This window comes from Sulfurisoma sediminicola (assembly GCF_003865015.1).
GTDB lineage: Bacteria > Pseudomonadota > Gammaproteobacteria > Burkholderiales > Rhodocyclaceae > Sulfurisoma > Sulfurisoma sediminicola.
The window spans coordinates 338,983-362,844 of record NZ_BHVV01000006.1 but is presented as its reverse complement, the minus strand read 5'-3'; the positions used below and the strand labels follow the sequence as shown (position 1 = coordinate 362,844).

Annotated in this window: 34 protein-coding genes and 1 tRNA gene; 26 read left to right on the top strand and 9 right to left on the bottom strand. The window is 64.8% G+C overall.

Features of this window, described 5'->3' with window-relative positions; all coding sequences use genetic code 11:
* Positions 1 to 37: 37 nt before the first annotated feature.
* Both trhA and uvrB read right to left on the bottom strand, forming a co-directional pair.
* Positions 38 to 655: a PAQR family membrane homeostasis protein TrhA gene (trhA, locus tag EJE94_RS10600; RefSeq protein ID WP_121241272.1), complete on the bottom strand. Its 618-nt coding sequence runs from the start codon at positions 653 to 655 to the stop codon at positions 38 to 40.
* 174 nt (positions 656 to 829) lie between these two features.
* On the bottom strand, positions 830 to 2,890 hold the full coding sequence (uvrB, locus tag EJE94_RS10595; RefSeq protein WP_121241270.1) for an excinuclease ABC subunit UvrB: 2,061 nt from the start codon (positions 2,888 to 2,890) through the stop codon (positions 830 to 832).
* 93 nt (positions 2,891 to 2,983) lie between these two features.
* Between uvrB and EJE94_RS10590 the strand changes: the two genes are divergently transcribed.
* From EJE94_RS10590 to EJE94_RS10560, 8 genes are all read left to right on the top strand, one after another.
* Entirely contained in the window at positions 2,984 to 4,186 is a 1,203-nt protein-coding gene (locus EJE94_RS10590; protein WP_121241267.1) for an amino acid aminotransferase, read from the top strand.
* Positions 4,187 to 4,240: 54 nt separating this feature from the next.
* A tRNA-Asn gene (locus EJE94_RS10585) sits at positions 4,241 to 4,316 on the top strand.
* A gap of 126 nt (positions 4,317 to 4,442) precedes the next feature.
* Complete coding sequence (locus EJE94_RS10580; RefSeq protein ID WP_121242224.1) at positions 4,443 to 4,850, top strand: FKBP-type peptidyl-prolyl cis-trans isomerase; 408 nt, start codon at positions 4,443 to 4,445, stop codon at positions 4,848 to 4,850.
* Positions 4,851 to 4,855: 5 nt separating this feature from the next.
* The gene (locus EJE94_RS10575; protein ID WP_121241265.1) at positions 4,856 to 5,044 is read left to right on the top strand and encodes a hypothetical protein; all 189 of its coding nucleotides are present in this window, start codon (positions 4,856 to 4,858) and stop codon (positions 5,042 to 5,044) included.
* 14 nt (positions 5,045 to 5,058) lie between these two features.
* Positions 5,059 to 5,454, top strand: a complete 396-nt coding sequence (locus tag EJE94_RS10570) for a phage holin family protein (RefSeq protein ID WP_121241263.1) — start codon at positions 5,059 to 5,061, stop codon at positions 5,452 to 5,454.
* Positions 5,454 to 5,606, top strand: a complete 153-nt coding sequence (locus tag EJE94_RS14635) for a hypothetical protein (RefSeq protein WP_165904810.1) — start codon at positions 5,454 to 5,456, stop codon at positions 5,604 to 5,606. The genes EJE94_RS10570 and EJE94_RS14635 overlap by 1 nt, the downstream gene beginning before the upstream one ends.
* A gap of 186 nt (positions 5,607 to 5,792) precedes the next feature.
* Positions 5,793 to 6,185 (top strand): hypothetical protein, encoded by a 393-nt coding sequence (locus EJE94_RS10565; protein ID WP_121241261.1) that lies wholly within the window; start codon positions 5,793 to 5,795, stop codon positions 6,183 to 6,185.
* A gap of 21 nt (positions 6,186 to 6,206) precedes the next feature.
* Positions 6,207 to 6,728 (top strand): hypothetical protein, encoded by a 522-nt coding sequence (locus EJE94_RS10560; RefSeq protein WP_121241259.1) that lies wholly within the window; start codon positions 6,207 to 6,209, stop codon positions 6,726 to 6,728.
* A 119-nt stretch (positions 6,729 to 6,847) separates the two neighbouring features.
* Here EJE94_RS10560 and EJE94_RS14630 read toward each other — a convergent pair whose 3' ends face one another.
* Entirely contained in the window at positions 6,848 to 7,159 is a 312-nt protein-coding gene (locus EJE94_RS14630; RefSeq protein ID WP_165904809.1) for a hypothetical protein, read from the bottom strand.
* 235 nt (positions 7,160 to 7,394) lie between these two features.
* On the opposite strand from EJE94_RS14630, the gene EJE94_RS10550 reads away from it, so the two are divergent.
* On the top strand, positions 7,395 to 7,940 hold the full coding sequence (locus tag EJE94_RS10550) for a glycine zipper 2TM domain-containing protein (protein ID WP_121241256.1): 546 nt from the start codon (positions 7,395 to 7,397) through the stop codon (positions 7,938 to 7,940).
* Positions 7,941 to 8,090: 150 nt separating this feature from the next.
* Here the strand turns inward: EJE94_RS10550 and EJE94_RS10545 are convergent, their stop codons facing one another.
* Positions 8,091 to 8,519, bottom strand: coding sequence for a helix-turn-helix domain-containing protein (locus EJE94_RS10545; RefSeq protein ID WP_121241255.1), 429 nt, complete (start codon positions 8,517 to 8,519; stop codon positions 8,091 to 8,093).
* A gap of 355 nt (positions 8,520 to 8,874) precedes the next feature.
* Between EJE94_RS10545 and EJE94_RS10540 the strand changes: the two genes are divergently transcribed.
* Together EJE94_RS10540 and EJE94_RS10535 are read left to right on the top strand one after the other, a co-directional pair.
* Entirely contained in the window at positions 8,875 to 9,318 is a 444-nt protein-coding gene (locus EJE94_RS10540) for a hypothetical protein (RefSeq protein WP_121241253.1), read from the top strand.
* Positions 9,315 to 9,620 carry a hypothetical protein gene (locus EJE94_RS10535; RefSeq protein WP_165904808.1) on the top strand — a complete coding sequence of 102 codons (306 nt, stop codon included), beginning with the start codon at positions 9,315 to 9,317 and terminating at the stop codon, positions 9,618 to 9,620. Before EJE94_RS10540 ends, EJE94_RS10535 begins: the two co-directional genes overlap by 4 nt.
* Positions 9,621 to 9,716: 96 nt before the next feature.
* Here the strand turns inward: EJE94_RS10535 and EJE94_RS10530 are convergent, their stop codons facing one another.
* From EJE94_RS10530 to EJE94_RS10515, 4 genes are read right to left on the bottom strand one after another with little or no spacing between them, the layout of a single operon-like run.
* Positions 9,717 to 9,908, bottom strand: a complete 192-nt coding sequence (locus EJE94_RS10530) for a hypothetical protein (protein ID WP_121241249.1) — start codon at positions 9,906 to 9,908, stop codon at positions 9,717 to 9,719.
* Positions 9,909 to 9,944: 36 nt separating this feature from the next.
* Positions 9,945 to 10,829, bottom strand: coding sequence for an alpha/beta hydrolase (locus tag EJE94_RS10525; RefSeq protein WP_243642590.1), 885 nt, complete (start codon positions 10,827 to 10,829; stop codon positions 9,945 to 9,947).
* Positions 10,830 to 10,831: 2 nt separating this feature from the next.
* On the bottom strand, positions 10,832 to 11,335 hold the full coding sequence (locus EJE94_RS10520) for a CIA30 family protein (RefSeq protein WP_121241245.1): 504 nt from the start codon (positions 11,333 to 11,335) through the stop codon (positions 10,832 to 10,834).
* 35 nt (positions 11,336 to 11,370) lie between these two features.
* A complete protein-coding gene (locus EJE94_RS10515; protein ID WP_207855905.1) occupies positions 11,371 to 12,225 on the bottom strand; it encodes an NAD-dependent protein deacetylase in 855 nt (284 codons plus the stop codon).
* Positions 12,226 to 12,541: 316 nt separating this feature from the next.
* On the opposite strand from EJE94_RS10515, the gene EJE94_RS10510 reads away from it, so the two are divergent.
* The 6 genes from EJE94_RS10510 to EJE94_RS10485 all read left to right on the top strand — a co-directional run bounded on the left by EJE94_RS10510 (position 12,542) and on the right by EJE94_RS10485 (position 16,884).
* The gene (locus tag EJE94_RS10510; protein WP_121241243.1) at positions 12,542 to 12,802 is read left to right on the top strand and encodes a DUF3862 domain-containing protein; all 261 of its coding nucleotides are present in this window, start codon (positions 12,542 to 12,544) and stop codon (positions 12,800 to 12,802) included.
* A gap of 103 nt (positions 12,803 to 12,905) precedes the next feature.
* Complete coding sequence (locus EJE94_RS10505) at positions 12,906 to 13,817, top strand: DUF808 domain-containing protein (protein WP_121241241.1); 912 nt, start codon at positions 12,906 to 12,908, stop codon at positions 13,815 to 13,817.
* Positions 13,818 to 13,956: 139 nt separating this feature from the next.
* Positions 13,957 to 14,169, top strand: a complete 213-nt coding sequence (locus EJE94_RS10500) for a DUF3820 family protein (RefSeq protein ID WP_121241239.1) — start codon at positions 13,957 to 13,959, stop codon at positions 14,167 to 14,169.
* Between the two features lie 7 nt (positions 14,170 to 14,176).
* Positions 14,177 to 15,325 (top strand): DNA polymerase IV, encoded by a 1,149-nt coding sequence (gene dinB / locus EJE94_RS10495; protein ID WP_121242222.1) that lies wholly within the window; start codon positions 14,177 to 14,179, stop codon positions 15,323 to 15,325.
* An 18-nt stretch (positions 15,326 to 15,343) separates the two neighbouring features.
* The gene (locus tag EJE94_RS10490) at positions 15,344 to 15,940 is read left to right on the top strand and encodes a DUF938 domain-containing protein (RefSeq protein WP_121241237.1); all 597 of its coding nucleotides are present in this window, start codon (positions 15,344 to 15,346) and stop codon (positions 15,938 to 15,940) included.
* 29 nt (positions 15,941 to 15,969) lie between these two features.
* Positions 15,970 to 16,884, top strand: a complete 915-nt coding sequence (locus EJE94_RS10485; RefSeq protein WP_121241235.1) for an amino acid ABC transporter substrate-binding protein — start codon at positions 15,970 to 15,972, stop codon at positions 16,882 to 16,884.
* A gap of 37 nt (positions 16,885 to 16,921) precedes the next feature.
* Here the strand turns inward: EJE94_RS10485 and EJE94_RS10480 are convergent, their stop codons facing one another.
* Positions 16,922 to 17,875 carry a tRNA dihydrouridine synthase gene (locus EJE94_RS10480; protein ID WP_243642589.1) on the bottom strand — a complete coding sequence of 318 codons (954 nt, stop codon included), beginning with the start codon at positions 17,873 to 17,875 and terminating at the stop codon, positions 16,922 to 16,924.
* Positions 17,876 to 17,966: 91 nt separating this feature from the next.
* Between EJE94_RS10480 and EJE94_RS10475 the strand changes: the two genes are divergently transcribed.
* The 9 genes from EJE94_RS10475 to EJE94_RS10435 all read left to right on the top strand — a co-directional run bounded on the left by EJE94_RS10475 (position 17,967) and on the right by EJE94_RS10435 (position 23,861).
* The gene (locus EJE94_RS10475; RefSeq protein WP_121241231.1) at positions 17,967 to 18,440 is read left to right on the top strand and encodes a hypothetical protein; all 474 of its coding nucleotides are present in this window, start codon (positions 17,967 to 17,969) and stop codon (positions 18,438 to 18,440) included.
* Between the two features lie 142 nt (positions 18,441 to 18,582).
* Complete coding sequence (locus EJE94_RS14760; RefSeq protein ID WP_207855903.1) at positions 18,583 to 19,377, top strand: YXWGXW repeat-containing protein; 795 nt, start codon at positions 18,583 to 18,585, stop codon at positions 19,375 to 19,377.
* 61 nt (positions 19,378 to 19,438) lie between these two features.
* Positions 19,439 to 20,725: a peptidase U32 family protein gene (locus tag EJE94_RS10465; RefSeq protein WP_121241229.1), complete on the top strand. Its 1,287-nt coding sequence runs from the start codon at positions 19,439 to 19,441 to the stop codon at positions 20,723 to 20,725.
* A gap of 33 nt (positions 20,726 to 20,758) precedes the next feature.
* Positions 20,759 to 21,334, top strand: coding sequence for an FHA domain-containing protein (locus EJE94_RS10460; protein WP_121241227.1), 576 nt, complete (start codon positions 20,759 to 20,761; stop codon positions 21,332 to 21,334).
* Between the two features lie 77 nt (positions 21,335 to 21,411).
* Positions 21,412 to 21,663 (top strand): hypothetical protein, encoded by a 252-nt coding sequence (locus EJE94_RS10455; protein ID WP_121241225.1) that lies wholly within the window; start codon positions 21,412 to 21,414, stop codon positions 21,661 to 21,663.
* Positions 21,664 to 21,713: 50 nt separating this feature from the next.
* Entirely contained in the window at positions 21,714 to 22,016 is a 303-nt protein-coding gene (locus tag EJE94_RS10450; protein WP_121241223.1) for a hypothetical protein, read from the top strand.
* A gap of 257 nt (positions 22,017 to 22,273) precedes the next feature.
* Positions 22,274 to 22,519, top strand: coding sequence for a helix-turn-helix transcriptional regulator (locus EJE94_RS10445; protein ID WP_121241221.1), 246 nt, complete (start codon positions 22,274 to 22,276; stop codon positions 22,517 to 22,519).
* Positions 22,520 to 22,541: 22 nt separating this feature from the next.
* Positions 22,542 to 22,880 (top strand): zinc ribbon domain-containing protein YjdM, encoded by a 339-nt coding sequence (locus EJE94_RS10440; RefSeq protein ID WP_121241219.1) that lies wholly within the window; start codon positions 22,542 to 22,544, stop codon positions 22,878 to 22,880.
* Between the two features lie 45 nt (positions 22,881 to 22,925).
* On the top strand, positions 22,926 to 23,861 hold the full coding sequence (locus EJE94_RS10435) for a DUF3616 domain-containing protein (protein ID WP_121241217.1): 936 nt from the start codon (positions 22,926 to 22,928) through the stop codon (positions 23,859 to 23,861).
* Position 23,862: the final 1 nt, after the last annotated feature.

The following is a 23,862-nucleotide window of genomic DNA, read 5'->3' as shown; positions in this document are numbered from 1 at the left end:
GGGAATAACCGGTCACCCCGAAATATAGCCACCGCCGCTACAAGACGTAGCGCAGGATCGCGACGTAATGACAGGCGCTGCCGCCGAGCACGAACAGGTGCCAGACGCCGTGGGCATGGGTGATGCGTTCGTCGAGCGCATAGAAGACGATGCCGAGCGTATAGAACAGCCCGCCGGCCAGCAGCCAGCCGAAGCCGCCCCACCCCAGCGCCTCGAGCAGCGGCACCACGGCGACCAGCGCCACCCAGCCCATCAGGACGTAGATCACCACCGACCAGATGCGCGCGCCCTTGTTCGGCCGCAACTCCTGCACGATGCCGAGCACGGCCAGCCCCCACACCACGCCGAACAGCGACCAGCCCCAGGGCCCGCGCAGCGTCACCAGGCAAAACGGCGTGTAGCTGCCTGCGATGAGCAGGTAGATGCTGTCGTGGTCCAGCCTGCGCAGGATGCCCTTCGCCGGCCCCCGCACGCTGTGATAGAGCGTGGAAATGCCGTACAGCAGCACCAGCGTGGCGCCGTAGATCGACACGCTGACCACCTTCCACGCATCGCCGCCCGTCGCCGCCAGCACGACGAGCACGATCGCCCCGGCCAGCGCCAGCGCCGCCCCGCCGAGATGGGTCCAGGCGTTGAACTTCTCGCCGTGGTACATGCCCGCTCGCGTGCCGGTCAGGCCGGCGGTGGAACACCCGGAGCCGCGCAGCGGCGAACCTCAGTCACACCTCCCGCGAGGGGCGACGACGGGGTTTCGCGGAGCACGGCTCCGCGCCGCCAGAGCCGGTTGGCTGTGCAAAGCCAACCGTGGGACGGGCCGGGGGTGGGCGGGCTAATCATGGTCGTGCACCTCGGCGCCGAAGGCCAGTTGCTTGAGGTGGAACAGCTCGTCGCGCGCGGCGGCGGCCTCCTCGAACTCGAGGTTCTTGGCGTGGTCGTGCATGGCCTTCTCGAGCCGCTTGATCTCCTTGGCCAGCGCCTTCTCGCTCATCGCCTCGTACTTCGCCGCCTCCTGCGCCGCCTTCAGCTCGCGCTGCGCGCCTTCGCTGTCGTACACGCCGTCGATGATGTCCTTGATGCGCTTCTTCACGCCTTTGGGCGTGATGCCGTGCTCCTCGTTGTACTGCACCTGCTTGGCGCGCCGCCGCTCGGTCTCGGCGATGGCCTTGCGCATCGACTCGGTGACCTTGTCGGCGTAGAGGATGGCCGTACCGTTGATGTGGCGCGCGGCGCGGCCCATGGTCTGGATCAACGAACGCTCGGAGCGCAAGAAGCCTTCCTTGTCGGCATCGAGGATCGCCACCAGCGAGACTTCCGGAATGTCGAGGCCCTCGCGCAGCAGGTTGATGCCGACCAGCACGTCGAACTCGCCCAGCCGCAGGTCGCGGATGATCTCGACGCGTTCCACGGTGTCGATGTCCGAATGCAGGTAGCGCACGCGGATGCCGTTGTCGCCGAGGAAGTCGGTGAGCTGCTCCGACAGGCGCTTGGTCAGCGTGGTCACCAGCACCCGCTCCTCCACCGCGATGCGCTTCTTTATCTCCGACAGCAGGTCGTCCACCTGGGTGCTCGCCGGGCGCACGATCACCACCGGGTCGATCAGGCCGGTCGGCCGCACCACCTGCTCCACCACCTGGCCCTGGTGCTCCGCCTCATAGGTGGATGGCGTCGCCGAAACGAACACCGTCTGCGGCATCAGCCGCTCGAACTCGTCGAACTTCAGCGGCCGGTTGTCCAACGCCGAGGGCAGGCGGAAGCCGTAATCGACGAGATTCTCCTTGCGCGAGCGGTCGCCCTTGTACATGCCGCCCGCCTGCGGGATGGCGACGTGCGACTCGTCCACGAACATCAGCGCGTCCGGCGGCAGGTAGTCGTAGAGCGTCGGCGGCGGCTCGCCGGGCTTGCGCCCCGACAGGTGGCGCGAATAGTTCTCGATGCCCTTGCAGAAGCCGAGCTGGTCGAGCATTTCGAGGTCGAAGCGCGTGCGCTGCTCGATGCGCTGGCACTCCACCAGCTTCTGGTGCGCCTGGAAGAACTCGATGCGCTCGCGCAACTCGTTCTTGATCTTATCGATCGCCTGCAGCACCGTGGCGCGCGGCGTGACGTAGTGGCTCGAGGGGAAGACCGTGAAACGCCCGAGCTTCTGCTTCCTGTGCCCGGTCAGCGGGTCGAACAACGTCAGCGACTCGATCTCCTCGTCGAACAGCGTGATGCGCACCGCGCTCTCGGCGTGCTCGGCAGGGAAAACGTCGATCACGTCGCCGCGCACGCGGTAGCAGCCGCGCTGGAAATCCACGTCGTTGCGCTCGTACTGCATCTCGGCCAGGCGGCGGATGATCTCGCGCTGGCCCATCTTCTCGCCTTCCTTGAGGTGCAGGATCATCGAGTGGTAATCCACCGGGTCGCCGATGCCGTAGATCGCCGACACCGTGCACACGATCACTACGTCGCGCCGCTCCAGCAGGCTCTTGGTCGCCGACAGCCGCATCTGCTCGATGTGCTCGTTGATCGACGAATCCTTCTCGATGAACAGGTCGCGCGAGGGGACGTAAGCCTCGGGCTGGTAGTAGTCGTAGTAGGAAACGAAGTACTCGACCGCGTTTTCCGGGAAGAACTCGCGGAATTCCGAATACAGCTGCGCCGCCAGCGTCTTGTTCGGCGCCAGCACCAGCGCCGGCCGCCCCAGCCGGGCGATCACGTTGGCCATGGTGTAGGTCTTGCCCGAGCCGGTCACCCCGAGCAGGGTCTGGAACGAGAGTCCGTCCGCGATGCCCTCGATCAGCTTGGCGATCGCCTCGGGCTGGTCGCCGGCCGGCTGGAAAGGCTGGTGCAGGCGGTAGGGGCTGCCGGGAAACTCGACGACCGGAATGTCGCTAGTGGATTGTTCTTCCATCAGAAAATTAAATTAAAACGGGCTGCAGGCGCGCATGGCGAATCGGCTATTATTGCGCGTTCACAAAAAATTTCCCCGATCTCAGGAGCTTCCATGAGCACTTCCCTCTTTGCCGCAGTCGAAATGGCCCCCCGCGACCCCATCCTGGGTCTCAACGAAGCCTTCAACGCCGAAAAGAACCCCGCCAAGGTCAACCTCGGCGTCGGCGTCTATTTCGGCGACGACGGCAAGATCCCGCTGCTGGCCGCCGTCAAGGCCGCCGAAAAGGCCCGCCTCGAAGCCCAGCCGCCGCGCGGCTACCAGCCCATCGAGGGCACCCCCGCCTACAACGGCGCAGTGCAGAACCTGATGTTCGGCAAGGATTCCGAACTGCTCGCCGCCGGCCGCGCCGTCACCTGCCAGTGCCTCGGCGGCACCGGCGCCCTCAAGGTCGGCGCCGACTACCTCAAACGCCTGCTGCCCGACGCCTCCGTCTACATCAGCGACCCGAGCTGGGAAAACCACCGCGCCCTGTTCGAAGGCGCCGGCTTCCCGGTCAAGGAATACGCTTACTACGACGCAGCCACGCGCGGCGTCAACTTTGCCGGCATGAAGGCTGCGCTGGCCGCCATGCCCGCCAAGTCCATCGTCGTGCTGCACGCCTGCTGCCACAACCCCACCGGAGCCGACCTCACCGTCGCCCAGTGGAAGGAAGTGGTCGCCGCGATCAAGGAGCGCAACCTCGTCGCCTTCATCGACATGGCCTACCAGGGTTTCGCCGACGGCATCAAGGAAGACGCCGCCGCCCTCGACCTGTTCGCCGCCTCCGGCCTGCAGTTCTTCGTTTCCAGCTCATTCTCCAAGTCCTTCTCGCTCTACGGCGAACGCGTCGGCGCACTGACCATCGTCACCGACAGCAAGGACGAGTCGGCCCGCGTGCTCTCGCAGGTCAAGCGCGTGATCCGCACCAACTACTCCAACCCGCCCACCCACGGCGGCGCCGTCGTCGCCGCGGTCCTGTCCAGCCCCGAGCTGCGCCAGATGTGGGAAGACGAGCTCGGCGGCATGCGCGACCGCATCCGCGCCATGCGTACCAGCCTGGTCGCGAACCTCAAGGCCGAAGGCGCCCCGAACTTCGATTTCATCAACGTCCAGCGCGGCATGTTCTCCTACACCGGCCTCACCGCCGCCCAGGTGGAGAAGATGCGCGCCGACTACGGCATCTACGCCGTCGGCACCGGCCGCATCTGCGTCGCGGCGCTCAACACCAAGAACATCGGCTACGTCGCCAAGGCCATCGCTGCCGTTCTCAAGTAAGCACTTTTTGTTGCGACGCGGGGCCGAACCTCTTATAATTCGCCCCGCTTCAATTCCTCGATAGCTCAGTCGGTAGAGCGCCGGACTGTTAATCCGTAGGTCCCTGGTTCGAGCCCAGGTCGGGGAGCCAGACACTGAAAGGCCCTGCAGGTGGTTCCCTGTAGGGCCTTTCGCATTTCGGGGATCGGTATTCAGAAAGTCGGGCGGTCGGCATGGCCGCCGGCAAGTGCGATATCAACCAACAATGGAGAACGCAATGCTATTGCCGAAAATGATCGTATTGGCCGGACTGGTTGCTATGGCAACGGCCGCTGCCCAGGCTGGCGCCCCGGAAAAGACCCCGTCCGGTCTGACCTACGAGTCTCTCAAGGATGGCACGGGCGCAAAGGCATCCCCCGAAGTCAGCGTTCAGGTGCACTACCGGGGAACGTTAGCCAATGGCACCGAGTTCGACAGTTCCTACAAGCGCGGCCAGCCGGCAACCTTCCCCCTCAACCGGGTCATCCCCTGCTGGACCGAAGGCGTAGCCAAAATGCGTGAAGGTGGCAAGGCGAAACTAACCTGTCCTCCTGAAATTGCCTACGGTTCCCGTGGTGCCGGTTCGGCCGTACCGCCCAATGCGACGCTGACATTCGAGGTCGAGTTGATCAAGGTAATGCCCTGATCCCCATGACCACACCCAACCGCAACCGTATCAAATTCGGTGATCTCGCCCTCGACCAACGTTTCTACGACCCGATCAGCCAGGAATACTTCGTGAAGCGGAGCGACGCTCTCGCTGCCATGGTTACCGGCATCGGGGACGGCACCGTGCCGGACGAGTTCGAGGCTGACGACGTCGTGGGGATCGATCAGTAGCAAAATCCTCCGTCATGCTCGAATCCCTACCGCCATTCTTGCTTCACTGGGGCATCACGTCCCTGTCACTTTGGGTGGCAAGCCATGTGTTCGGAGGCATCCGGTTTGCGAACACCGCCTCGCTGATCGTTTCGGCACTGCTGCTCGGCTTTGCCAACGCGATCGTCAGACCATTGCTGATCATCCTCACGCTGCCACTGACGCTGGTGACGCTGGGACTCTTCCTCCTGGTCATCAACGCCTTGATGATGATGCTGGTTTCTTGGGCAGTGCCCGGCTTCAGGGTTTCAGGGTTTTGGACCGCCTTCTTCGCCAGCATATTCATTGCCGTACTGAGCTTCTTGTTCGACGTGTTCTTGGCAAGCGGCAGCACACCGTGGCACCCCATTGGCAACGGCTTGATGGTCTGATGCCGACGAATCGTTCCCGCATGGCGTTTCTGGGCGGCATTAAGGACATCAAACTGTTCGACACCATCGCGCCTTGGTACTACCGACTGGCGCCACTCCTGATGTCGAGCCTGATCGACGACCCGGCGATGCTTGCGCTGGCGTTCTGCTGATACCCGCCACCGTCGTCCGCAACCGCTGGCGCTTCAGTGTCCCGGCAGGATTCGAGTGGCACCCCAGCCTGATACCTCTGGGCCGGAGGGCCTCACCCGGCAACACGAACTTACAAATGACCGTTCGATTTGCGAGGCCTTGTGAACTAGGATCGAAATACGGTAAATCAAATAGGGGTTGCATTCATGAAAGCCTCGTCTCGCCTGCTTGCGGCGGTCCTCCTGGGGCTGGCCGCCGTGCCGACCGTCTGGGCGGATCACGGTCATTATCATCCCCACGTCGGGATCGTCATCGGGCCGTATGTCGGACCCTACGCCGGCCCGTGGTGGCCCTACCGCTACCCGCCCTACTATTACGGCTACGGCGCCTACCCGTACAACTATCCGCCGGTCGTCGTCGAGCGCGCCGCGCCGCCCGTGTACATCGAGCAGCAGACGCAGCCGCCGGCGACCGGGACCGTGCCACCGCCGATCAACTACTGGTACTACTGCCCGCCGAAGCAGGCGTACTACCCCTACGTCAAGGAATGCCCGACCGGATGGCGAAAAATCCTGCCAACGCCGCCGGAACAACAGTGATAGTCGGGAGGAGACGCTGAAATGAAATCCACCTTCGCTGCCGCGGCTGCCTTGCTGGCGGTCGCCGGCTGCATGAGCATCCCGACGGGTCCCAGCGTGATGGCCCTGCCGGGGACGGGCAAGAGCTTCGAGCAGTTTCGCGCCGACGACATGAACTGCCGGCGCTACGCCTCCGAGCAGATCGGCGGCACCGATGCGAATCGCGCGGCGAACGACGCGGCCGCAAAGAGTGCGGTGGTCGGCACGGTCATCGGCGCCGCGGCCGGCGCGGCCATCGGTGGGCACAATGCGGCGGGGGTGGGCGCAGGCACCGGACTGGTCGTGGGCAGCATGGCCGGGTCAGGTTCCGGCCAGTACTCGGCCTACGAAACCCAGCGGAGCTTCGACTCCGCATACATCCAGTGCATGTACGCCACGGGACACAAAGTTCCGGTGTATGGAGCCATGGTCCAGCCGCCGCAAGCCGGCCAGGGACAAGCCGATCAGCCCGCGGCCTACCCGCCGCCGCCACCGGGACAGCCACCGCCGCCGCCGGCGAGGTGAGATTCGATCAGAAGTTACAAGGCTTCGGGTATTGCCCTGGACGCCAGCGGGCGCCGCGTAAAGAAAAAGGCCCGCAGAGGCATTCGCCTCCACGAGCCCATCGAGACAACTTGCTTCTATTACTTGGTCGCTGCGGCAGGAGCGGCCGGGGTAGCGGTGGCCGGAGCCGCGGTCTTCGCCTTGCTGGACTTTTTGCTCTTATGCGACTTCTTGGCCGGCTTGGCTTCGGGCTTCGATTCGGTACCGGCCTTGGCTTCGGCCTTGGCTTCGGTCTTTGCCGTTGCTTTCACATCGGCTTTGGCTTCGGGCTTGGCGGGTGCAGCGGCGGTCGCGGCAGGTTTGGTTTCGGTAGTAGTCGCCTTGGGAGCATCCGCAGCGAAAGCAGAAGCGGCGAACAGGCCGGCGATCAGTACGGAGAGCAGCTTGGACATTTTCGGTTTCCTCTATTCGGATATGGCGCACATGCGCCTGATCCAATAACGCCGAGGGCATCTCTGCCGCTGACCGGGCGTGTGTAACGGGTTGTAACCGAGGCCAACTTTGCCAACGGGCGCTCATGTGTCGTCGGTTGACGACACTGGAAACAATCGCCCATGTCCGCAATGATGCGCTTCCGAGCGGCCTCTAGATCAGGTGGCCGGCACGCAAATATCAGAGGAGCGAATCATGGACAAGTCGATACTCAAGGGCATGGTACTCGGCGGGTTGGCCGTTACTGCGGTAACAGCCGTCGGTGTGACCGGATTTCAGACCCTCCAGTCTCCGAAGTTCGCGGAGGTGATCTCGGTTCAAGAGGTCAACGAGACTGTCAGAACACCGCGGGAGGAATGCAAGGACGTAACGGTCCACAAGCGTGCGCCCGTAGCCGACAAATACCGGATTGCCGGAACAGCCGTCGGCGTCGTTGCCGGCGGATTGTTGGGAAGCACGATCGGAAACGGAAAAGGCAATCAACTGGCGACGATTGCGGGAGCTGCTGCTGGCGGATATGCCGGCAACACTATCCAGAAATCGATGCAAGACCAAGACGTGCAAACTGCAAATGAACGACGCTGCAAGGTGGCATACGATGTCTCGACCAGGCACCTCGGCTTTGACGTGACTTATCGCCTGGAAAACAAGGACAGCGTAGTGCGCATGACACACAAACCCGGCCCACGGATCCGGATCAGGGACGGCAAGCTCGTTCTGGACGAATTGGCGAACACTTAGCAGCCGACCACCGACGGGTCGATCTGCACAAGCAGCTCGCCCTCTTGGTCAACATCCTCTTTGTCATCCTCCAGGCCGGCCGGTGACCGTCCTGACGACGCAGGCGTCCCGGCGATTATCATAACCGCCGATGTGCTCGATGACCTCGAACTACTTTGCGAACGCAGCCAGCCTAGCCGCGGCATCCCTCTTTCCCATCTCCCTGACCGACGCAATTGCCGCCATCTGTCGCTGACGAGGACGGGACTTTTCAGATTCCCAGTTATAGACAGTCTGGGCCGACACACCCAGCAAGGTGCCCATATCGGCCGCCGATAGGCCGAGGCGCTGGCGTTGAGTACTGAATCCTTTGGCCGAGAAACGTAGAGAGGTCGCCTGCTCGAGCGGCTTCGGTGTTGATGCCTTGGCCTTCCCGATACGACCGACTTGCAACTCCAGGGCTGCAATACGTCGCTTCAGTGCGGCGATATCGGAACGGTACTGCGCAGACGCCTTCTTGAGCTTTTCGGTTTCAGCGCGAACTTCCTTCCGGGCAACCCGGGCAATCTCTTCTTTGAGAACGGATGCGATGTTGGGCAATTGGGGACTCCTTGGATCGGATCAGGCGGGTCCACCTGATATGGGCGAACGTAAGTTTATAGCCCAGCGCCTATCGGACCATCCGAATTTGCCTCGCTGGAAGCGGCCCCATACGAAAAAATACGCCACTTCCATCTGGATCAAGTAAGCGACGAGGCTTCACCGACACCCCTGCCCGGGAAAATGCCTTAAAATTCTTCCAACATCAGGCCAAGTGTGCTCGGGTGAGTTCTACCGTCAATCCGTAGGTCCCTGGTTCGAACCCAGGTCAGGGAGCCAGACACAGCAAGGGATCAGGTCCAAGGCCTGGTCCCTTTTCATTTCCCGGCTTGAAGAAGGCGTAGAAGGATTGCCCATGCCCATGCCCATGCCCAAACTACCCAAGCTGGCCTACTGGCAATGGATCGTGCTCGTCGTGATCCTGTCGCTGGCGGCGGACTGGATCCTGAACCGTCCCGACCCGCGCGCCCGCGAGATCAATGCCGCGATCCAGGCCAAGGCCAGCGACCGGCTCAACAACTACCCCTATCGCTTCCGCGCCGTGCGCGTCAATGGCGACACCGCTGTGCTCACCACGCCGCGCAACGTCCAGGTTCCCGCATTCCGCTTCATCGGCGTCATCCACCCCGAAATCAACGTGAAGAACCCCAACGACCCCGCCTTCATCGCCGCCGAAACGGAACTCGGCCTCGTCCAGTCCGAAGTCGCCGCCATCGCCGCGGCGCAGCCGGGCATCAAGCTCATCCAATGGGAACTCGACAAGTCCTGGCTCGCCAGCCACGGCATCGAGGTGCAATGATGAACCCCATCCTCAAGGGCCTGCTATTCGTATTCGGCGTTCCCGTCCTCTTCGGAATCGGCTATTTCTATTACGCCCTATCGACTGGCGAGAAGCGGATGACGCAAGTGTGCGCACAGATTCAGCCGGGAATGAACCTGGCGCAACTGAAAAGCCTTGCCGACGAACATGGCCTCAAAGCGCCCAGCAGAGATTCCGGTATCACTTACCTGCCAGAGACCAAGACCTACGGGCGATTCGCCTGCAAGGTGGTTCTGGATGCAGGCATCGTCAAGAGTTCCGAATACAACTACGCGGATTGAGATTTGGTGCAACACGGCGCCCTGGCCGATACGTCAGGCGGATGCGACCAGATGCAATCTCGATGCGCCCTAAGCCATCAATCCGTGCGCCTTTGTCTAGGCGACGTCCTTTCGTCTGATCTCGTCGGCTTCGTCGGCCACAGGAGCACAACGCACGCCGCATCGCCCGCTCTTGCAGCTGCCGGGAGCGGCAATTTCGATGCCCTCCTCGCCCATGTTCTTGAGGATCAGGTAGATGGCGCCGACGGCGATTGCCAGGAGGATGAGGGCGATGACGATTGCAAACATGATGGGACGCGGAATGTGGCCAGGGACGTCGATATGCTATCGCTTCTCGACCATCGCGGCCACGAAACCCACCAGCACCGGCAACTCCCGGTCGAGATCGGCGTAGTCGTCGTGGCTGCCGGCAACGACCTTCAGCCGGACATGGTCGCCCGCGCGGCCGGCGTGAATGGCATGGGCCTCGCTGACCGGCACGGTCGTGTCCTCGGCGCCATGGATCAGCAATGTCGGGCAAGCAACCTGCCGGATGGTGTTCACCGGCGCGATGTCGTCGAAGCGGTGGCCGATCACCCATTCGACGTAGCGCAGCATCAGCCAGCCGATGGGCCGGTAGGGAATTCCCTTGGCGGCGAACCAGCGCCGCATCATCGCGACCGGATGGGTGAAAGCGGCGATGCTCACGACGGCGGCCAGGTCGTTTCGCCTCGCGGCGCTCAGCAAGACGGCGCCCGCGCCGACGGAGTGACCGATGGCGGCGATGGCTAGCGGGTCGACGTCGTCCCGTCGCTTCAGCCAGTCGATGGCGTGGCCAAGATCCTCGGCGAAGCGCGGCATCGAGGCGAAGCTGTCCTCATCGCTGCGGCCATGGCACCGCGCATCGATGAACAGCAGGGCGAACCCCGCTTCATGCAGCGGAGCCGCCAAGGGCAACAGGGTTTCGGCGTTGCCGCCCCAGCCGTGGATCAGGACGACCGCCGGCCACCGCCCTTCCCTGCCCTCCCGGCCTTGCGGGTTCGCGGGGATGAACCAGCCGAACAGGGACTTGCCGTTTTCCGTGGGGATCGTGACGTCCTGATGTCGCAAGCCGACATCGACCGGCGTCCGGACCTCGATCACCCGTTGCGGAGCCAGGCTGCGATGGATCGTCCAGCGCAAGCCGGCCAACAGTCCGATGGCGGCGACGAGCCCGAGAAGCCAGAGCACGATCAGGCGACTTCTACGGCAATCGACCTGACGGCCAGACGGAATGGCCCTTCCTGCCGATCGGCGATCATGAGGCCGATCTGTCTCACGCGTGCGGTGTCGAGAGGCGGAGCATCGGCAACGGGCTTGCCGCGCCAGGTCGGCAAAAAGTCGGCGCTGGCGATACGGCAGCTGGCCCAGCTGCCGGCGGGAGGATGGAAGCCGGCCTGGTAATTGACGCCGTCGAAGCCGTCGTCGGTGCGCAGGTTCAGCTTGTAACGCTTGCCGTCGCCTAGTACTTGCAGAAGATAGGCAACGACGTCCTTCCTGCCGAGATCACCGGGCCGGCAGCGCACCGAAGCGAACCCCCCGTTGTTCTCGAACGAGACGTGGCCGGCGAAGACCGCGTGCCCGGCCGTGTCGTGGCGCAGCCGGCTTTGGGAGACCCCGCCCATCACGCCATCGTTGATCGGGCTCCACAATGCCGCCGAACCCGGGTCGGAAAAATCGAACAGGACAGGAGTCATGGCAGACAGGATAGGCTGTTTCAGGATGCCGGACTCTAACGGTACCGGATCATCTTGTCCGCTGCCAATTCGGCCAGCACCGTTGCGCAATCTTCCTCTATCTTCAGCGCCAGCAGGGGATCGGCCCGCGTGACACCGCGGTTGATGGCGATGACCGGCTTGCCGAGCCGATGCGCCTGTTCCACGAATCGATAAGCGGAATACACCATCAGCGACGAACCGACGACCAGCAAGGAATTCGCGGACTCCATCGCGTGCTGGGCAACGGCCACCCGCTCGCGCGGTACGTTGTCGCCGAAGAAGACGACGTCGGGTTTTATCGTCCCGCCACACGCTGGACAGTCCGGTACCTCGAAGGCGGCATAGACGGTATCGACGAGGTGTGCATCGCCATCCGGCGCCATGCGTGCGGTTCGCGCCTGGTCGTGATCGAAGTCGGGATTGGCCCGGGTGAGCCATTCCTGCACCTGGCTGCGCGGAAAGCGTGCCTCGCAGGACAGGCAGCGCACGTTGCGAATGCCGCCATGCAGTTCGATCACCGACCGGCTGCCGGCCGCATGGTGAAGGCCGTCGACGTTCTGGGTGATGACGGTTGACACGACTCCCCGGGATTCGAGGCCGGCGAGCGCCCGGTGTCCAGGGTTGGGTTGGGCGCCCGCCATGGTTGCCCAGCCGACGAAGCTGCGCGCCCAATAGCGCCGGCGCGTCGCCGCCGACTTGAGGAAATCCTGGTGCTGGATCGGTTGAGCGTGCTGCCATTGGCCATGCCGGTCACGGTAGGCGGGGATGCCGCTCCCCGTGCTCAGCCCCGCCCCGGTAATCACCGCGACAGGGCCCCGGCCAAGCATGGCGAGCAGGCCGAGCAGCTGCTCACGATCCGCCGGGGCCATGGTCCGTATCCTTCATCTTCAAACAAGAGCTGACCGCATGGTAAGCCCTTATCATCGACCGCTGCACATTCGGGGGGGGTGACGAGCATGATCGGAAAATCTGGCCGATCATCCTGAAGTCGCGAACAAACCCGTCGTCGAGTGGCTGGTGCCGTTGTTGGAAGCTTCTTATCCCTGCAAATAGGGCGGCGTGCAGGCGTGTAGAGGCGCGCCAGCGCCGATCGGTGGATGAGCGTTTAGAATCTGCCGACCCGCCGAAGAAAGCACGCACTCGGCTTGCCGACCTCTCCTATCACTCATCGAGCGGAGTACCCACGTGAAATCCCCTCTTCCTCTTTTGGCACCACTGGCGCTCGCCCTGCTCGTCGCGGCCTGCAGCAAGGTCACCGCCGAGAACTACGCGAAGATCAAGGCGGGCATGGCCTATACGGAGGTCACCGCGATCCTGGGCAATCCGGCGAGCTGCAGCGATTTCGCCGGCTTCAAGGCGTGCCGCTGGGGCGACGACAAGAGCAACGTGACGGTGCGCTTCGTCGGCGACCAGGTCGTGCTGCACTCCGCAGACAACATCAAGTAGCCGAGGGCTTGCGGTGCATGAGCCGCGCCGACTCTGCGAAACGGCTTGCGAAAATGCGCCCTTGAATTTCGTGCCGCGCACCTGAATCCGGAACCCGCGAAACATGGCCTATGACGTCGCCGCGATCCTGAAGATCGTCGGCTCTTCCCTCGACGATGCCGCGCTGGCGGCCAAGCGCATGGTCGCCACCTCGCTCGACGACGTCGGGACTTCGGCCAAGGTGGCCACGGCGAAGTCGGCCGGGGTGGTGATCGACGACACCGCCGCGATGCCCCAGTACGCGCACGGCCTCAGCCCGGAGCGCGAGCTGCCCGTGGTGGCGAAGATCACCCTGCTCTCGCTGCTCAACAAGGCGATCCTGATTCCCCTCGCGCTGGCCTTGTCGGTGTGGGCGCCGTGGAGCATTCCGCCGCTGCTCGCGCTCGGCGGCGCCTTCCTCTGCTTCGAGGGCGTGGAAGGCATCATCGAGAAGTTCTGGGGCGGGGTGCATGAATCCGCCGACGAGACGAATCTGTCGCCGGCCGAGGCCGAAAAGGCCCGGGTATCCAACGCGGCGAAGACGGACTTCGTGCTCTCGGCCGAGATCGTGGTGATTTCGCTCTCCACCATGGCCGCGGCGCCGCTGGCGCAGAAGGCCCTGGCACTGGTGCTGGCCGGCTTCCTGATGACGGTCGGCGTCTATGGGGTGGTCGCCGTCATCGTGAAGATGGACGACGTCGGGCTGGCGTTCGTGAAGCGCGGCGTCGCGACGGGGAACGGGAGCTTGCAGAAGGCCGGCGTCGGCATCGTGTCCATGATGCCGGCCGTGCTGACGGGGCTGGCGTATCTGGGAACCGTCGCCATGCTCGCCGTCGGCGGCGGCATCCTCGGGCACCATGTGCCGGGCATCGAGGCCATCGCGCATGCCGGCGGGGCCTTCGCGGGCGTCATCGAACTCGCGCTGGGCACGCTGCTCGGCGGCGTCGCGGGCGGCGTGCTGGTGGCCATCGCCCATCTGTTCAAACGCCGGCACTGAAAAAGGGTGGCCCCTCGAGGTCCGGGGGAGGTAACCAGGAGGGGCCGGGAGGTGACGTCCATCACAACGTCAGGATGGATGCTACCGACGAATTCTTAGGGTTGGCTTAAGTCTTACACCCGGTAACAATCTGGCTTCCATGAATCCCGAGGACCTCGAACTGCTCGTCACCCGCGAAATGCCCTTCGGCAAGTACAAGGGCAGGCTCATCGCCGACCTGCCGGGGCATTACCTCAACTGGTTCGCACGGGCGGGCTTCCCCAAGGGCGAGATCGGCCGGCTGCTGGCGCTGATGCAGGAGATCGATCACAACGGGCTCAAGGACATCCTCGCGCCCTTGCGTCGGCCGTAACGGAATGATGCCGGAACGCCGCATCGCCCACCTCGACATGGATGCGTTCTACGCTTCCGTCGAGCTGCTGAAATACCCCGAACTGCGCGGCCAGCCGGTTGCCATCGGCGGGCGCCGGGCGCAGCAGGCGGAGATACTGCCCGACGGCTCGCGCCGCTTCGCCCGGCTGCGCGATTACGTCGGGCGCGGCGTGCTGACCACGGCGACCTACGAGGCGCGGGCGCTCGGCGTGCATTCCGGCATGGGCACGATGGCAGCGGCCCGCCTCGCCCCCGACGCCATCCTGCTGCCGGTCGACTTCGATGCCTACCGCCACTATTCGCGCCTGTTCAAGGCGGCCGTCGCGGCCATCGCGCCGCAGATCGAGGATCGCGGCATCGACGAGATCTACATCGACCTCACCGAGGTGCCCGGGGAAACCCTGGAACTGGCGCGCCGCATCAAGCAGGCGGTGAAGGACGCGACGGGGCTCTCGTGCTCGATCGGCATCACCCCCAACAAGCTGCTGTCGAAGATCTGCTCCGACCTGCAGAAGCCCGACGGCATCACCCTCCTGGGGATGGGCGACATCCCCGCCCGCATCTGGCCGCTGCCGGTGCGCAAGATCAACGGCATCGGCCCGAAGGCGAGCGAGAAGCTGGCCGGCCTCGGCATCACGACCATCGCGGAACTGGCCGCCGCGGACCCGGAATTCCTGCAGCTGCAGTTCGGCCGCAGCTACGGCGCCTGGTTGCACGAGGCGGCGCACGGCATCGACGACCGGCCGGTGGTGACGCGCTCGGAGCCGAAGTCGATCAGCCGCGAGACCACCTTCGAAACCGACCTCCACCCGCGCAAGGACCGGAACCAGCTGGGCGAAATCTTCACCGCCCTGTGCCAGCGCGTGGCCGGGGACCTGGCCCGCAAGGGGGTCGTCGGGCGCACGATCGGCATCAAGCTGCGCTACGACGACTTCCAGACGGTGACGCGCGATGTGACCCTGCCGGCCGCGACCGGCGACGCGACGGCGATACGCCGCGCGGCCGGCGAATGCCTGCGGCGGGTGCCGCTGGACAAGAAGCTGCGATTGCTGGGCGTGCGCGTCAGCGGCTTGCAGAAGCCCGAAGCGATACCGGCGGTTGCGGAATCGACGCAGGGCGAGCTGCCGCTGGAATAGTCGCGGCATAATCGCTGCATGCCGGACAAGCCCTACGCCCCTTCCTGCGACAAGAACCGCGAACCGATACTCGCGGTGCTGCGCGAGCGTCTGGCCGAGCGGACGTCGTTGCTGGAGATCGGCAGCGGCACGGGGCAGCACGCGGTGCATTTCGCCCCGGCTCTGCCCCACCTGAGCTGGCAGACCTCGGATCGGGCGGAAAACCTGCCGGGCATACGGGCCTGGCTGGCCGAGGCCGGCCTGCCGAATACCCCCGCCCCCGTCGAACTGGACGTGACCGGCCCCTGGCCGGCGCGGCGCTTCGATGCCGTGTTCACGGCCAATACCCTGCACATCATGCCCTGGTCCGCCGTGGAGGCGATGTTCGCCGCGCTGCCGGGGGTGCTGGTCGAGCAGGCGCTCTTCGTCGCCTACGGCCCCTTCAACTACGGCGGCAAGTTCACCAGCGAGAGCAATGCGCGCTTCGATGCGTCGCTGAAGGCCGGCGCCCCGCACCAGGGCATCCGCGACTTCGACGACCTCGACGCGTTCGCCCGCCGCGCCGGCATGGCCCTGGCCGAGGATGTCGCGATGCCTTCCAACAACCGCTGCCTGGTCTGGCGCCGGCTTGGATAATCGATATCCGGATACACTGGCCGCCGGACATGCCCAAGCCTGGCCTTCTTCTTCAATACAAACAACAACAGCGAGAAAATCAAATGCACATAAAGAAATCCATATTGATCGGTGCTGCCTTCGTGGCGAGCATGTCGATGACCTTGCCCGCAATGGCAGAGACGACCCTGGCCAAGATCAAGAGCAGCGGCATCATCAAGCTCGGCTATCGCGAGAATTCGATCCCGTTTTCCTTTGTCGGCGACGACAAGCAACCCCGCGGATACAGCGTCGATCTATGCCGGATCGTTGCCGACGATGTGGCGAAGCAACTGAAACTGGCGAAGCTGAACGTGCGCTGGGTGCCGGTGACGGCGAAAAGCCGCTTCGATGCCTTGAAAAATGGCGAGATCGACCTGGAATGCGGCAACACGACGCAGACGCTCTCACGCCGCGCCGATTTCGACTTCAGCCTGATGACCTACGTCGATGGCGCCAGCTTGCTGTTCCGGCAGGGGGAGGCGCCCAGGTCAGAGGCTGAAATGAAGGGGCAGCGTGTGGCCGTGGTCGCGGGAACGACGACGGAAAAGACTCTTGCGGAACAGATTGGGGCGGGCAAACTCGATATGACCGTTATCAAGGTTGCCGATCATGATGCCGCCATGAAGGCTCTGGCCGACAAGACTGCAACGGGCTATGCGGCCGATCGCACGGTGCTGATCACGACTGCGATGGTGCGCGGGCAGGGACAGGGCTTCGATATTTCCGAAATGCAGTTTTCCTATGAGCCCTATGGATTGACGATGCGCCGTGATGCGGATTTTCGGCTCGCAGTCGACCGTACGCTGGCGCGCCTCTATCGCAGCGGCGATATTTCGCCAATCCTGAAGACCTGGCTCGAGCCGATCGGCAAACCCAGCGATGTGTTGAAAGCGATGTTCCTGCTGAACGGATTGCCGGAATAGTCGGACTGGCGATCGGCGGGATTCTGCGGATACGCCCTCAGGCGCATCCGCCCGCCGCCGCAAGACGCCGCATCAGCACCGGCGTGACCTCATCGGCATGACGCGACTCCCTGACCTCGACGAAGAGCCTTTCGGCTTCGGGATGGATGCGGCGCATCAGTCCCAGCCACTGCTTGAGGCGGCCCGGAGCCTGGCGCGGCAGCACCTTGCGCTGCACTTGGCTCCAGAAGTCGAGGATCATTCCGGCGATCTGCGGCCAGTCGTCGGCGCCCTCCCCCGCGCCTGAACGAATGCGCCCGGCCAGGAGCGGGTCGGCCACCGCGCCGCGGCCGAGCATGACGTCGGTGCAGCCGGTCTCCGCGCGCATCGCGTGGTAGTCGGCGACGCTCCACACCTCGCCGTTGGCGATCACCGGCACGCGCACGGACTCCCTGACGCGGCCGATCCAGTCCCAGCGCGCCGGCGGACGATAGCCGTCTTCCCTGGTGCGGCCATGCACCACGAGCTCCTCGGCACCGCCGGCCTCGAGGGCTTGGGCGCACTCGATCGCCAGGCCGGCGTCGTGGATGCCCAGGCGCATCTTGGCGGTCACCGGGATATATGCCGGAACGGCCTGGCGCACGGCCAGGGCGATGCGGTGCAACAGCTCGGGGTCGTCCAGCAGCGCGGCGCCGCCCCGGTTGCGGTTGATCAGCGGCGTCGGACAGCCGAAGTTGAGATCGATGCCGGCAGGACGCAATTGCGCTACCTGGGCGGCGTTGTCGGCGAGGAGTGCAGGATCGCCCCCCAGCAGCTGCACGCGCACGGGGGTGCCGGCGCGAGTGCGCGAATCGCGATTGAGTTCCGGACTGATGCGCGTGAAGGCGGAGTGCGGCAACACGGTGGCGCTGACGCGGACGAACTCGGTGACGCACCAGTCGTAGCCCCCTGCCCCGGTCAATACGTCGCGCAGGATGTCATCGGCCAGGCCCTCCATCGGGGCAAGGATCAAGCGGGGCGGTGTTACCGGATTTGGCATGGGCTGCGATGATAAGCGGGCATTACAATCGTTGCACTCGAACAATCATTCAAAAGGTCACGCGATGCGCCCGGTCCACGATATCGATGTAGTCATCCTGATGGCCACGACGCTCTCGTCGAAGCGACGACCTGCGGAACTGGTCGAGATCGTGGCCGCCGCCGATCTGATCCAGGAGGCCATTCCTTTCGTCGACAAACTGGGCGACGCGATTGCGCGGCTATCCTCTGTCGGCTTGATCAGCGCGGCGGAAGGCGGCTTCACGCTGACTGCCGCCGCCCATGCGATCATGGCGAAGCAGCACAAGAAGGCCGGCACGGAAGAACTCCTCGTCGCGCTCAAGTCTGAACTCGCCGCCTACAGCCCGACGGAGGAATTTCCCGCCATCGTGCTGACCCAGTCGCAACTCGGCGAGGCCGTCCGGATGCACAAGACTTCGAAAAAGGCCCCGGGCAAGAACCTTCTGATGCCCAAGGCCAAGCCCGATCGCCACTTCAAGGTGGAGGGCCGCTGGCGCAGGGCCCCGGCGAAACGCTAGGCAGGGCGGGGCATCGGCTCCGGCCACGCCTTTGTAAGATTGTGTAATAGCTGCCGCAGACCGTATGTCGATCCACGCGCAACGGCGTTAGCTCTCTTGAACACAAGCGATCCGCTTCGGACGACTTGGCAAGGGGAGTGACATGAGACACGCACTACTGCTGACAACGCTGGCGACGACCTCGGTATTGATGGGGGCCTGCACCATTCAACCCGTGCACGATCCCCATTACCGCCATGAACAGACGGTGATCGTCGCACCGCCGCCGCTTCCCTACGAGTATCCGGGATATCCGCCCTACGCTGGCTACGTCTGGATCGACGGTTTCTGGAACTGGTCGAACGTCCGCTACGTGTGGGTGCCGGGCCGGTGGGAAGCGCCGCGGCCCGGATATTACTGGGTGCCTCATCGCTGGGAGCGCGATGGAAATTACTGGCGGCAACACGGCGGCGCATGGGAGCCCGACAGGCGGCCGCCGTCCGCACCGCCATCGCCGCCGCCGCTACGCCAGGCCCAGCCCGCCCCTGCGCCGGTGGCGGCGCCGCCCGCCCGGCCGATGCCCGATCGAAGCCAGGGACCAGCACCCGTCGTCGTTCCCAAACCCGACCGCGACGACCGCCGGCCGGCCGACGCGGGCGACAGGCAGCGCGTGGAACGCCAGAGTCCGCCTGCCGATGTGCGTCCGGCGCCCGAGCGTCGCGACGAAGCGCGCGCCAAATCCGACGCGACACCACGCGCGGAACCCAAGGCCGCACCCAAGGACGGCGGAGACCGCCTCCGCCCGGCCGAGACGACCGACAAGCCACGAGCGGAACGCAAGAAGGCGCCTGAGGAGAAGCGACCGGCACCCGAACAGCGTGACGAATCACGCCCCAGGTCAGACGCGGCGCCGCGAACCGAACCCAGGGACGCCTCCGCGCCGCAACCGGCGCGATAATGGCGACCGACGCCACGAGGCGAAACCGCGCGGGCCCGCATGGGCCCGCGCCATTCGAAACATGAGACTTCCCGAACTCCTTGCCCCCGCCGGCAGCCTGCGCATGGCCGCGACCGCGCTCGACTACGGCGCCACGGCCGTCTATGCCGGCCAGCCGCGCTACAGCCTGCGCGTGCGCAACAACGAATTCGGCCGCATCGAGAAGCTCGCCGAAGGCATAGCGACGGTGCATGGCCGCGGCGGCAGGTTCTACGTCGTCAGCAACATCTTCCCGCACAACGCCAAGCTCAAGACCTACCTCGCGGACATGGCGCCGGTGGTCGCGCTCAAACCCGATGCGCTGATCATGGCCGATCCGGGCCTGATGCTGATGATCCGCGAGACCTGGCCGGAGATGCCGATCCATCTCTCGGTGCAGGCCAACACGGTGAACCACGCCGCGGTGCGCTTCTGGCGTTCCATCGGCGTGACGCGGGTCATCCTGTCGCGCGAGCTGTCCCTGGACGAAATCGCCGAGATCCGCCAGGAATGCCCGGACACCGAACTCGAGGTCTTCGTCCATGGCGCGCTCTGCGTCGCCTATTCCGGCCGCTGCCTGCTCTCGGGCTACTTCAACCACCGCGACCCGAACCAGGGCAGCTGCACCAATTCCTGCCGCTGGAGCTACGACGTCAAGCCCGCTGCGGCGAATGCGGCCGGCGACGTCTGGCTGATCGAGGAGGAGACGCGGCCCGGCCAGCTGATGCCGATCGAGGAGGACGAGCACGGCACCTACATCCTCAACTCGAAGGATCTGCGCGCCATCGAATATGTCGGGCGGCTGGTCGGGATAGGCGTCGACTCGCTGAAGATCGAGGGCCGCACCAAGTCGGCCTATTACGTGGCGCGCACCTGCCAGGCCTATCGTCAGGCGATCGACGATGCCGTCGCCGGCCGCGCCTTCGATGCCGGGCTGGTCGCCGGCCTCGCCGATCTGGCCAATCGCGGTTACACCGCCGGCTTCTACGAACGCCATCCCGACGGCGACCATCAGAACTACCTGAGCGGCCTGTCGCAGATGGGCCATAGTCAGTACGTGGGCGATCTCAGCCAGTATGTCGGCTCGGGTTGGGCGGAGATCGAGGTCAAGAACCGCTTCGGCGTCGGCGACGCGATCGAGCTGATCCACCCCGACGGCAATTTGGTCGTCCAGGTCGAGCGCATGGAAAAAGTCGGCGCCGACGGGACGGCGACGCCGACCGATGCGGCGCCGGGCAGCGGCCACCGTGTACGCGTTCCCCTGCCGCCGGGCAAAGAAGGCGCCTTCCTCGCCCGCCTCGGTTTGCAAAACGAGCGGCTGCCGGTATAAATCGGGGCTCCCCGGCCCCTGGATCGCCAAACCATGCTCATCTACGTCTCGCTCGCCCTGGTCGCCGTCGTCGTGATCGCCGCTGTCATGTTCCGGATGCGTTCGCGCGGCGGTGAGCAGCCCGACCAGGAGCAAGCCCATCCCGCGTCGATCACGATCATCGATGCCCCGGCCACGCCGAAGCCGGCTGCGGAACCGCAACCCTTCGACAGTGATGCGACGATGGTCTACATGCGTCCGGGTCAGGCCACGACGCCGGCAGCACCGCGAAAGAGCGAAGACGTGCCGACGATGACGCTGAGGGGCGTGCATCTGGTGGGCCTGACCGGCAAGCAGAAGGGGCAGAGCTTCCCGATCGCCGCGGCCGGCATCACCCTCGGGCGCAGTTCGTCCTGCGACATCGTGCTGACGGATAGCTGCGTCTCGGGCCAGCATGCCTGGATCGGCATGGTCGAAGGCAAAGTCACCCTGCGCGACATGCAATCGACGAACGGCACCTTCCTCAATGCCCAGTTGCGCACTTCGATCAGCGAAGTCCCGCTGCGGCCGGGAGACACCATCTTCATCGGCGGCCACCTCGGTGAGCAATTCCGCTTCGAGGCGGATTAGCCCATCCCGCGGCCTGCTTTCCGTCAGCGAGTCGGATTGCCCTGTTAAAGTGGCGTCTTAGCCCAAGGAGTTCCCCCATGAAGACCCTGACCGTAGTGATTCGCGCCGAACTGGAAGTGCCCGACGACTGGGAACTGGTGGAGCACCCGTCGGGAATGGAAGTGCTGAAGATCGGCGATGCATTCGTCGATTTTGACATCGCGCCGTTGACGACGAAATCGGCCGCCCCGGAGGCCGAGTGGTCCGATACCGATGTCGATATGGTGGGCACCGTGCTCGATACCATCGTCGGCATGGATGTGGAGTTCGAGGCGCAGACGATCCACTGAGGACGGAAGCCGACGGTTCGGATCGGCACGATACCGTCCGACGACGCCCCATGAAGATCCACCAGTTGCCGACCGGCGCCCGTTTCGAGTACGAGGGCGACGAATATGTGAAGACCGGCCCCTTGTTCGCCACGGGCAAAGGGGGGCAGCGCCTCATCCCGAAGTACGCCGTGCTCAAGCCGCTCGGAGCGGTCGAGGGCGCTCGCGAGAAGCCGGAAGGCGATGCCTTGTCGCGGCCGAAGGTCCTCGAGGCCTTCGAAACGTTCTACGCGGAGTGCCAGAGCCGGCTGCCCGAGGACCGGCGGCCCGCGCTGGCGGCTGCCCGCGAGCGTTTCCTGCAAGCCCTGGACTGAGGCCGTGCCCGGTTTCGGGCCGGCCGGACGATATCCGGGGGCGTGAACCCCGGAAATCGCGTACAATGCCCCCTGCTTCGCAACCGATGCGGGGAAGTTGGATTCTTCCGTCGATTGGAAGATCCCTGCTTCGAACCCAGACGGGGGAGCCAAGAACAGCACAGCCCTGCAGGTTTCACGCCTTGCGGGGCCTTTTCGTTTTCCGCTCCACGCATCCCTGCGCAACCCTTTCCGCTCACTCAAGGCCGATAACTCCAATGGACAACACGCCAATCCTCACGTACCTCAAGAAGCATGGCCAGCTCCTGGACTCGGAGATCGCCGCCGCCACCGGCATTCCCCTGCCCAAGGTGCTCGTCTCCCTCTCGGACCTGTCGGACCGCGGCGAGATTTCGCGCTGCCGCGTGACGCGATTCAACGACGGGAAGCCGTTCGAAGCCACCCTTTGCCGCATCTCGGGCTATATCCCGCCGGCGACGCCCGGCCGCAAGCCGAGCCGGTGACCGCGAATTGCTGATTCCCCCGATGAGCGAGATGCCGAAATGCCCGCAGTGCGGCTCCGGCTTCACCTACGAAGACGTCACCATGTTCGTCTGTCCGGAATGCGCGCACGAGTGGTCGAAGGAGGCGCCGGAGAGCGGCATTGACCGGCGCGTCGTGCGCGACGCCAACGGCAACGAGCTGCGGGACGGCGACAGCGTGACGGTGATCAAGGATCTGAAGGTCAAGGGCTCGTCGTCGGTGGTCAAGGTCGGGACGAAAGTGAAGAACATCCGCCTGGTCGACGGCGATCACGACATCGACTGCAAGATCGACGGCATCGGCGCGATGGGGCTGAAATCCGAATTCGTGAAGAAGGCGTAGCCCGGGCGGCTTGCATCGGTTTCCGGTGAAGGCGCAGCGCCGCCCATGAACTTGGGCCCTCTCTTCATGTTCAGCGCACTGACCGGCGTTTTCGAGCCTTCCGCCATCCAGCAATTGCCGGACGGCCGCTTCCTCGTCGCCGAGGACGAGAAGGCGCACCCCTTCACTTTGCTCACCCTCCGTGCGGGCGGCGCTTCGGCCGCCACCCCGCTGCTCTTGCCAGGGCCGAATGCCCATGCCGCATTGTCCAAGCTGGACGATCTGGAAGGCATCACCGCCGATTCGGCCGGCTTCGTTTACACCATCACCTCGCATTCCCGCAACGCCGACGGCGAGGAGAAGAAGTCGCGCGAGAAGCTGATTCGCTTTCGCATCGAGGGCGACCGCGCCGTGGCACCCTTGGTGGTGAAGGGGCTGAAGGCCGCGCTGACCGCGGCACACCCGGTGCTGGCCGCCGCCGCGGAAATCGCCGACGTCAAGGCGGAGGGCGGTCTCAACATCGAAGGACTGGAGATGGCGCCGGACGGCCAGCGCCTGCTGGTTGGCTTTCGCAGTCCGCTGCGTGCTCGCCGCGCGCTCGTCGCGGCCATCGAGAATCCGCGGGAAATCTTCGAGGCCGGCGCGGCGCCACGGATTTCGCCGCGCCTGGACACGCTCGACCTCGGCGGCCACGGCATTCGCGGCATGGCCTACGTCCCGGCCCTCGCCGGCTATCTGGTGATCAGCGGCCCGATCGCCAAGGAGCAGACGCAGTTCCGCCTGTGGTTCTGGAGCGGGCGGCCGGACGATGGGCCCCGCCGCGTCACCGTGCCCGGCCTGCCGGGTTTCGAGCATGCCGAAGGAGTCTGCCCGGCGATCGTCGACGGGCAGCAGCGCATCGTCATCGTCAGCGACGACGGCGACCGCAAGGCAGGTCGCCCCGCCCGCTTCCTCTCGCTCGAGCCCGGCCAGTTGCGGATCGAAGGCACCGGCTCGAAGTAGC

Excerpts from the sequence above, each read along its gene's own strand:
- trhA (WP_121241272.1), bottom strand. The coding sequence starts at position 655 with ATGTACCACGGCGAGAAGTTCAACGCCTGGACCCATCTCGGCGGGGCG.
- uvrB (WP_121241270.1), bottom strand. The coding sequence starts at position 2,890 with ATGGAAGAACAATCCACTAGCGACATTCCGGTCGTCGAGTTTCCCGGC.
- EJE94_RS10590 (WP_121241267.1), top strand. The coding sequence starts at position 2,984 with ATGAGCACTTCCCTCTTTGCCGCAGTCGAAATGGCCCCCCGCGACCCC.
- EJE94_RS10580 (WP_121242224.1), top strand. The coding sequence starts at position 4,443 with ATGCTATTGCCGAAAATGATCGTATTGGCCGGACTGGTTGCTATGGCA.
- EJE94_RS10575 (WP_121241265.1), top strand. The coding sequence starts at position 4,856 with ATGACCACACCCAACCGCAACCGTATCAAATTCGGTGATCTCGCCCTC.
- EJE94_RS10570 (WP_121241263.1), top strand. The coding sequence starts at position 5,059 with ATGCTCGAATCCCTACCGCCATTCTTGCTTCACTGGGGCATCACGTCC.
- EJE94_RS14635 (WP_165904810.1), top strand. The coding sequence starts at position 5,454 with ATGCCGACGAATCGTTCCCGCATGGCGTTTCTGGGCGGCATTAAGGAC.
- EJE94_RS10565 (WP_121241261.1), top strand. The coding sequence starts at position 5,793 with ATGAAAGCCTCGTCTCGCCTGCTTGCGGCGGTCCTCCTGGGGCTGGCC.
- EJE94_RS10560 (WP_121241259.1), top strand. The coding sequence starts at position 6,207 with ATGAAATCCACCTTCGCTGCCGCGGCTGCCTTGCTGGCGGTCGCCGGC.
- EJE94_RS14630 (WP_165904809.1), bottom strand. The coding sequence starts at position 7,159 with ATGTCCAAGCTGCTCTCCGTACTGATCGCCGGCCTGTTCGCCGCTTCT.
- EJE94_RS10550 (WP_121241256.1), top strand. The coding sequence starts at position 7,395 with ATGGACAAGTCGATACTCAAGGGCATGGTACTCGGCGGGTTGGCCGTT.
- EJE94_RS10540 (WP_121241253.1), top strand. The coding sequence starts at position 8,875 with ATGCCCATGCCCATGCCCAAACTACCCAAGCTGGCCTACTGGCAATGG.
- EJE94_RS10535 (WP_165904808.1), top strand. The coding sequence starts at position 9,315 with ATGATGAACCCCATCCTCAAGGGCCTGCTATTCGTATTCGGCGTTCCC.
- EJE94_RS10530 (WP_121241249.1), bottom strand. The coding sequence starts at position 9,908 with ATGTTTGCAATCGTCATCGCCCTCATCCTCCTGGCAATCGCCGTCGGC.
- EJE94_RS10520 (WP_121241245.1), bottom strand. The coding sequence starts at position 11,335 with ATGACTCCTGTCCTGTTCGATTTTTCCGACCCGGGTTCGGCGGCATTG.
- EJE94_RS10515 (WP_207855905.1), bottom strand. The coding sequence starts at position 12,225 with ATGGCCCCGGCGGATCGTGAGCAGCTGCTCGGCCTGCTCGCCATGCTT.
- EJE94_RS10505 (WP_121241241.1), top strand. The coding sequence starts at position 12,906 with ATGGCCTATGACGTCGCCGCGATCCTGAAGATCGTCGGCTCTTCCCTC.
- EJE94_RS10500 (WP_121241239.1), top strand. The coding sequence starts at position 13,957 with ATGAATCCCGAGGACCTCGAACTGCTCGTCACCCGCGAAATGCCCTTC.
- dinB (WP_121242222.1), top strand. The coding sequence starts at position 14,177 with ATGCCGGAACGCCGCATCGCCCACCTCGACATGGATGCGTTCTACGCT.
- EJE94_RS10490 (WP_121241237.1), top strand. The coding sequence starts at position 15,344 with ATGCCGGACAAGCCCTACGCCCCTTCCTGCGACAAGAACCGCGAACCG.
- EJE94_RS10485 (WP_121241235.1), top strand. The coding sequence starts at position 15,970 with ATGCCCAAGCCTGGCCTTCTTCTTCAATACAAACAACAACAGCGAGAA.
- EJE94_RS10475 (WP_121241231.1), top strand. The coding sequence starts at position 17,967 with ATGCGCCCGGTCCACGATATCGATGTAGTCATCCTGATGGCCACGACG.
- EJE94_RS14760 (WP_207855903.1), top strand. The coding sequence starts at position 18,583 with ATGAGACACGCACTACTGCTGACAACGCTGGCGACGACCTCGGTATTG.
- EJE94_RS10465 (WP_121241229.1), top strand. The coding sequence starts at position 19,439 with ATGAGACTTCCCGAACTCCTTGCCCCCGCCGGCAGCCTGCGCATGGCC.
- EJE94_RS10460 (WP_121241227.1), top strand. The coding sequence starts at position 20,759 with ATGCTCATCTACGTCTCGCTCGCCCTGGTCGCCGTCGTCGTGATCGCC.
- EJE94_RS10455 (WP_121241225.1), top strand. The coding sequence starts at position 21,412 with ATGAAGACCCTGACCGTAGTGATTCGCGCCGAACTGGAAGTGCCCGAC.
- EJE94_RS10450 (WP_121241223.1), top strand. The coding sequence starts at position 21,714 with ATGAAGATCCACCAGTTGCCGACCGGCGCCCGTTTCGAGTACGAGGGC.
- EJE94_RS10445 (WP_121241221.1), top strand. The coding sequence starts at position 22,274 with ATGGACAACACGCCAATCCTCACGTACCTCAAGAAGCATGGCCAGCTC.
- EJE94_RS10440 (WP_121241219.1), top strand. The coding sequence starts at position 22,542 with ATGAGCGAGATGCCGAAATGCCCGCAGTGCGGCTCCGGCTTCACCTAC.
- EJE94_RS10435 (WP_121241217.1), top strand. The coding sequence starts at position 22,926 with ATGAACTTGGGCCCTCTCTTCATGTTCAGCGCACTGACCGGCGTTTTC.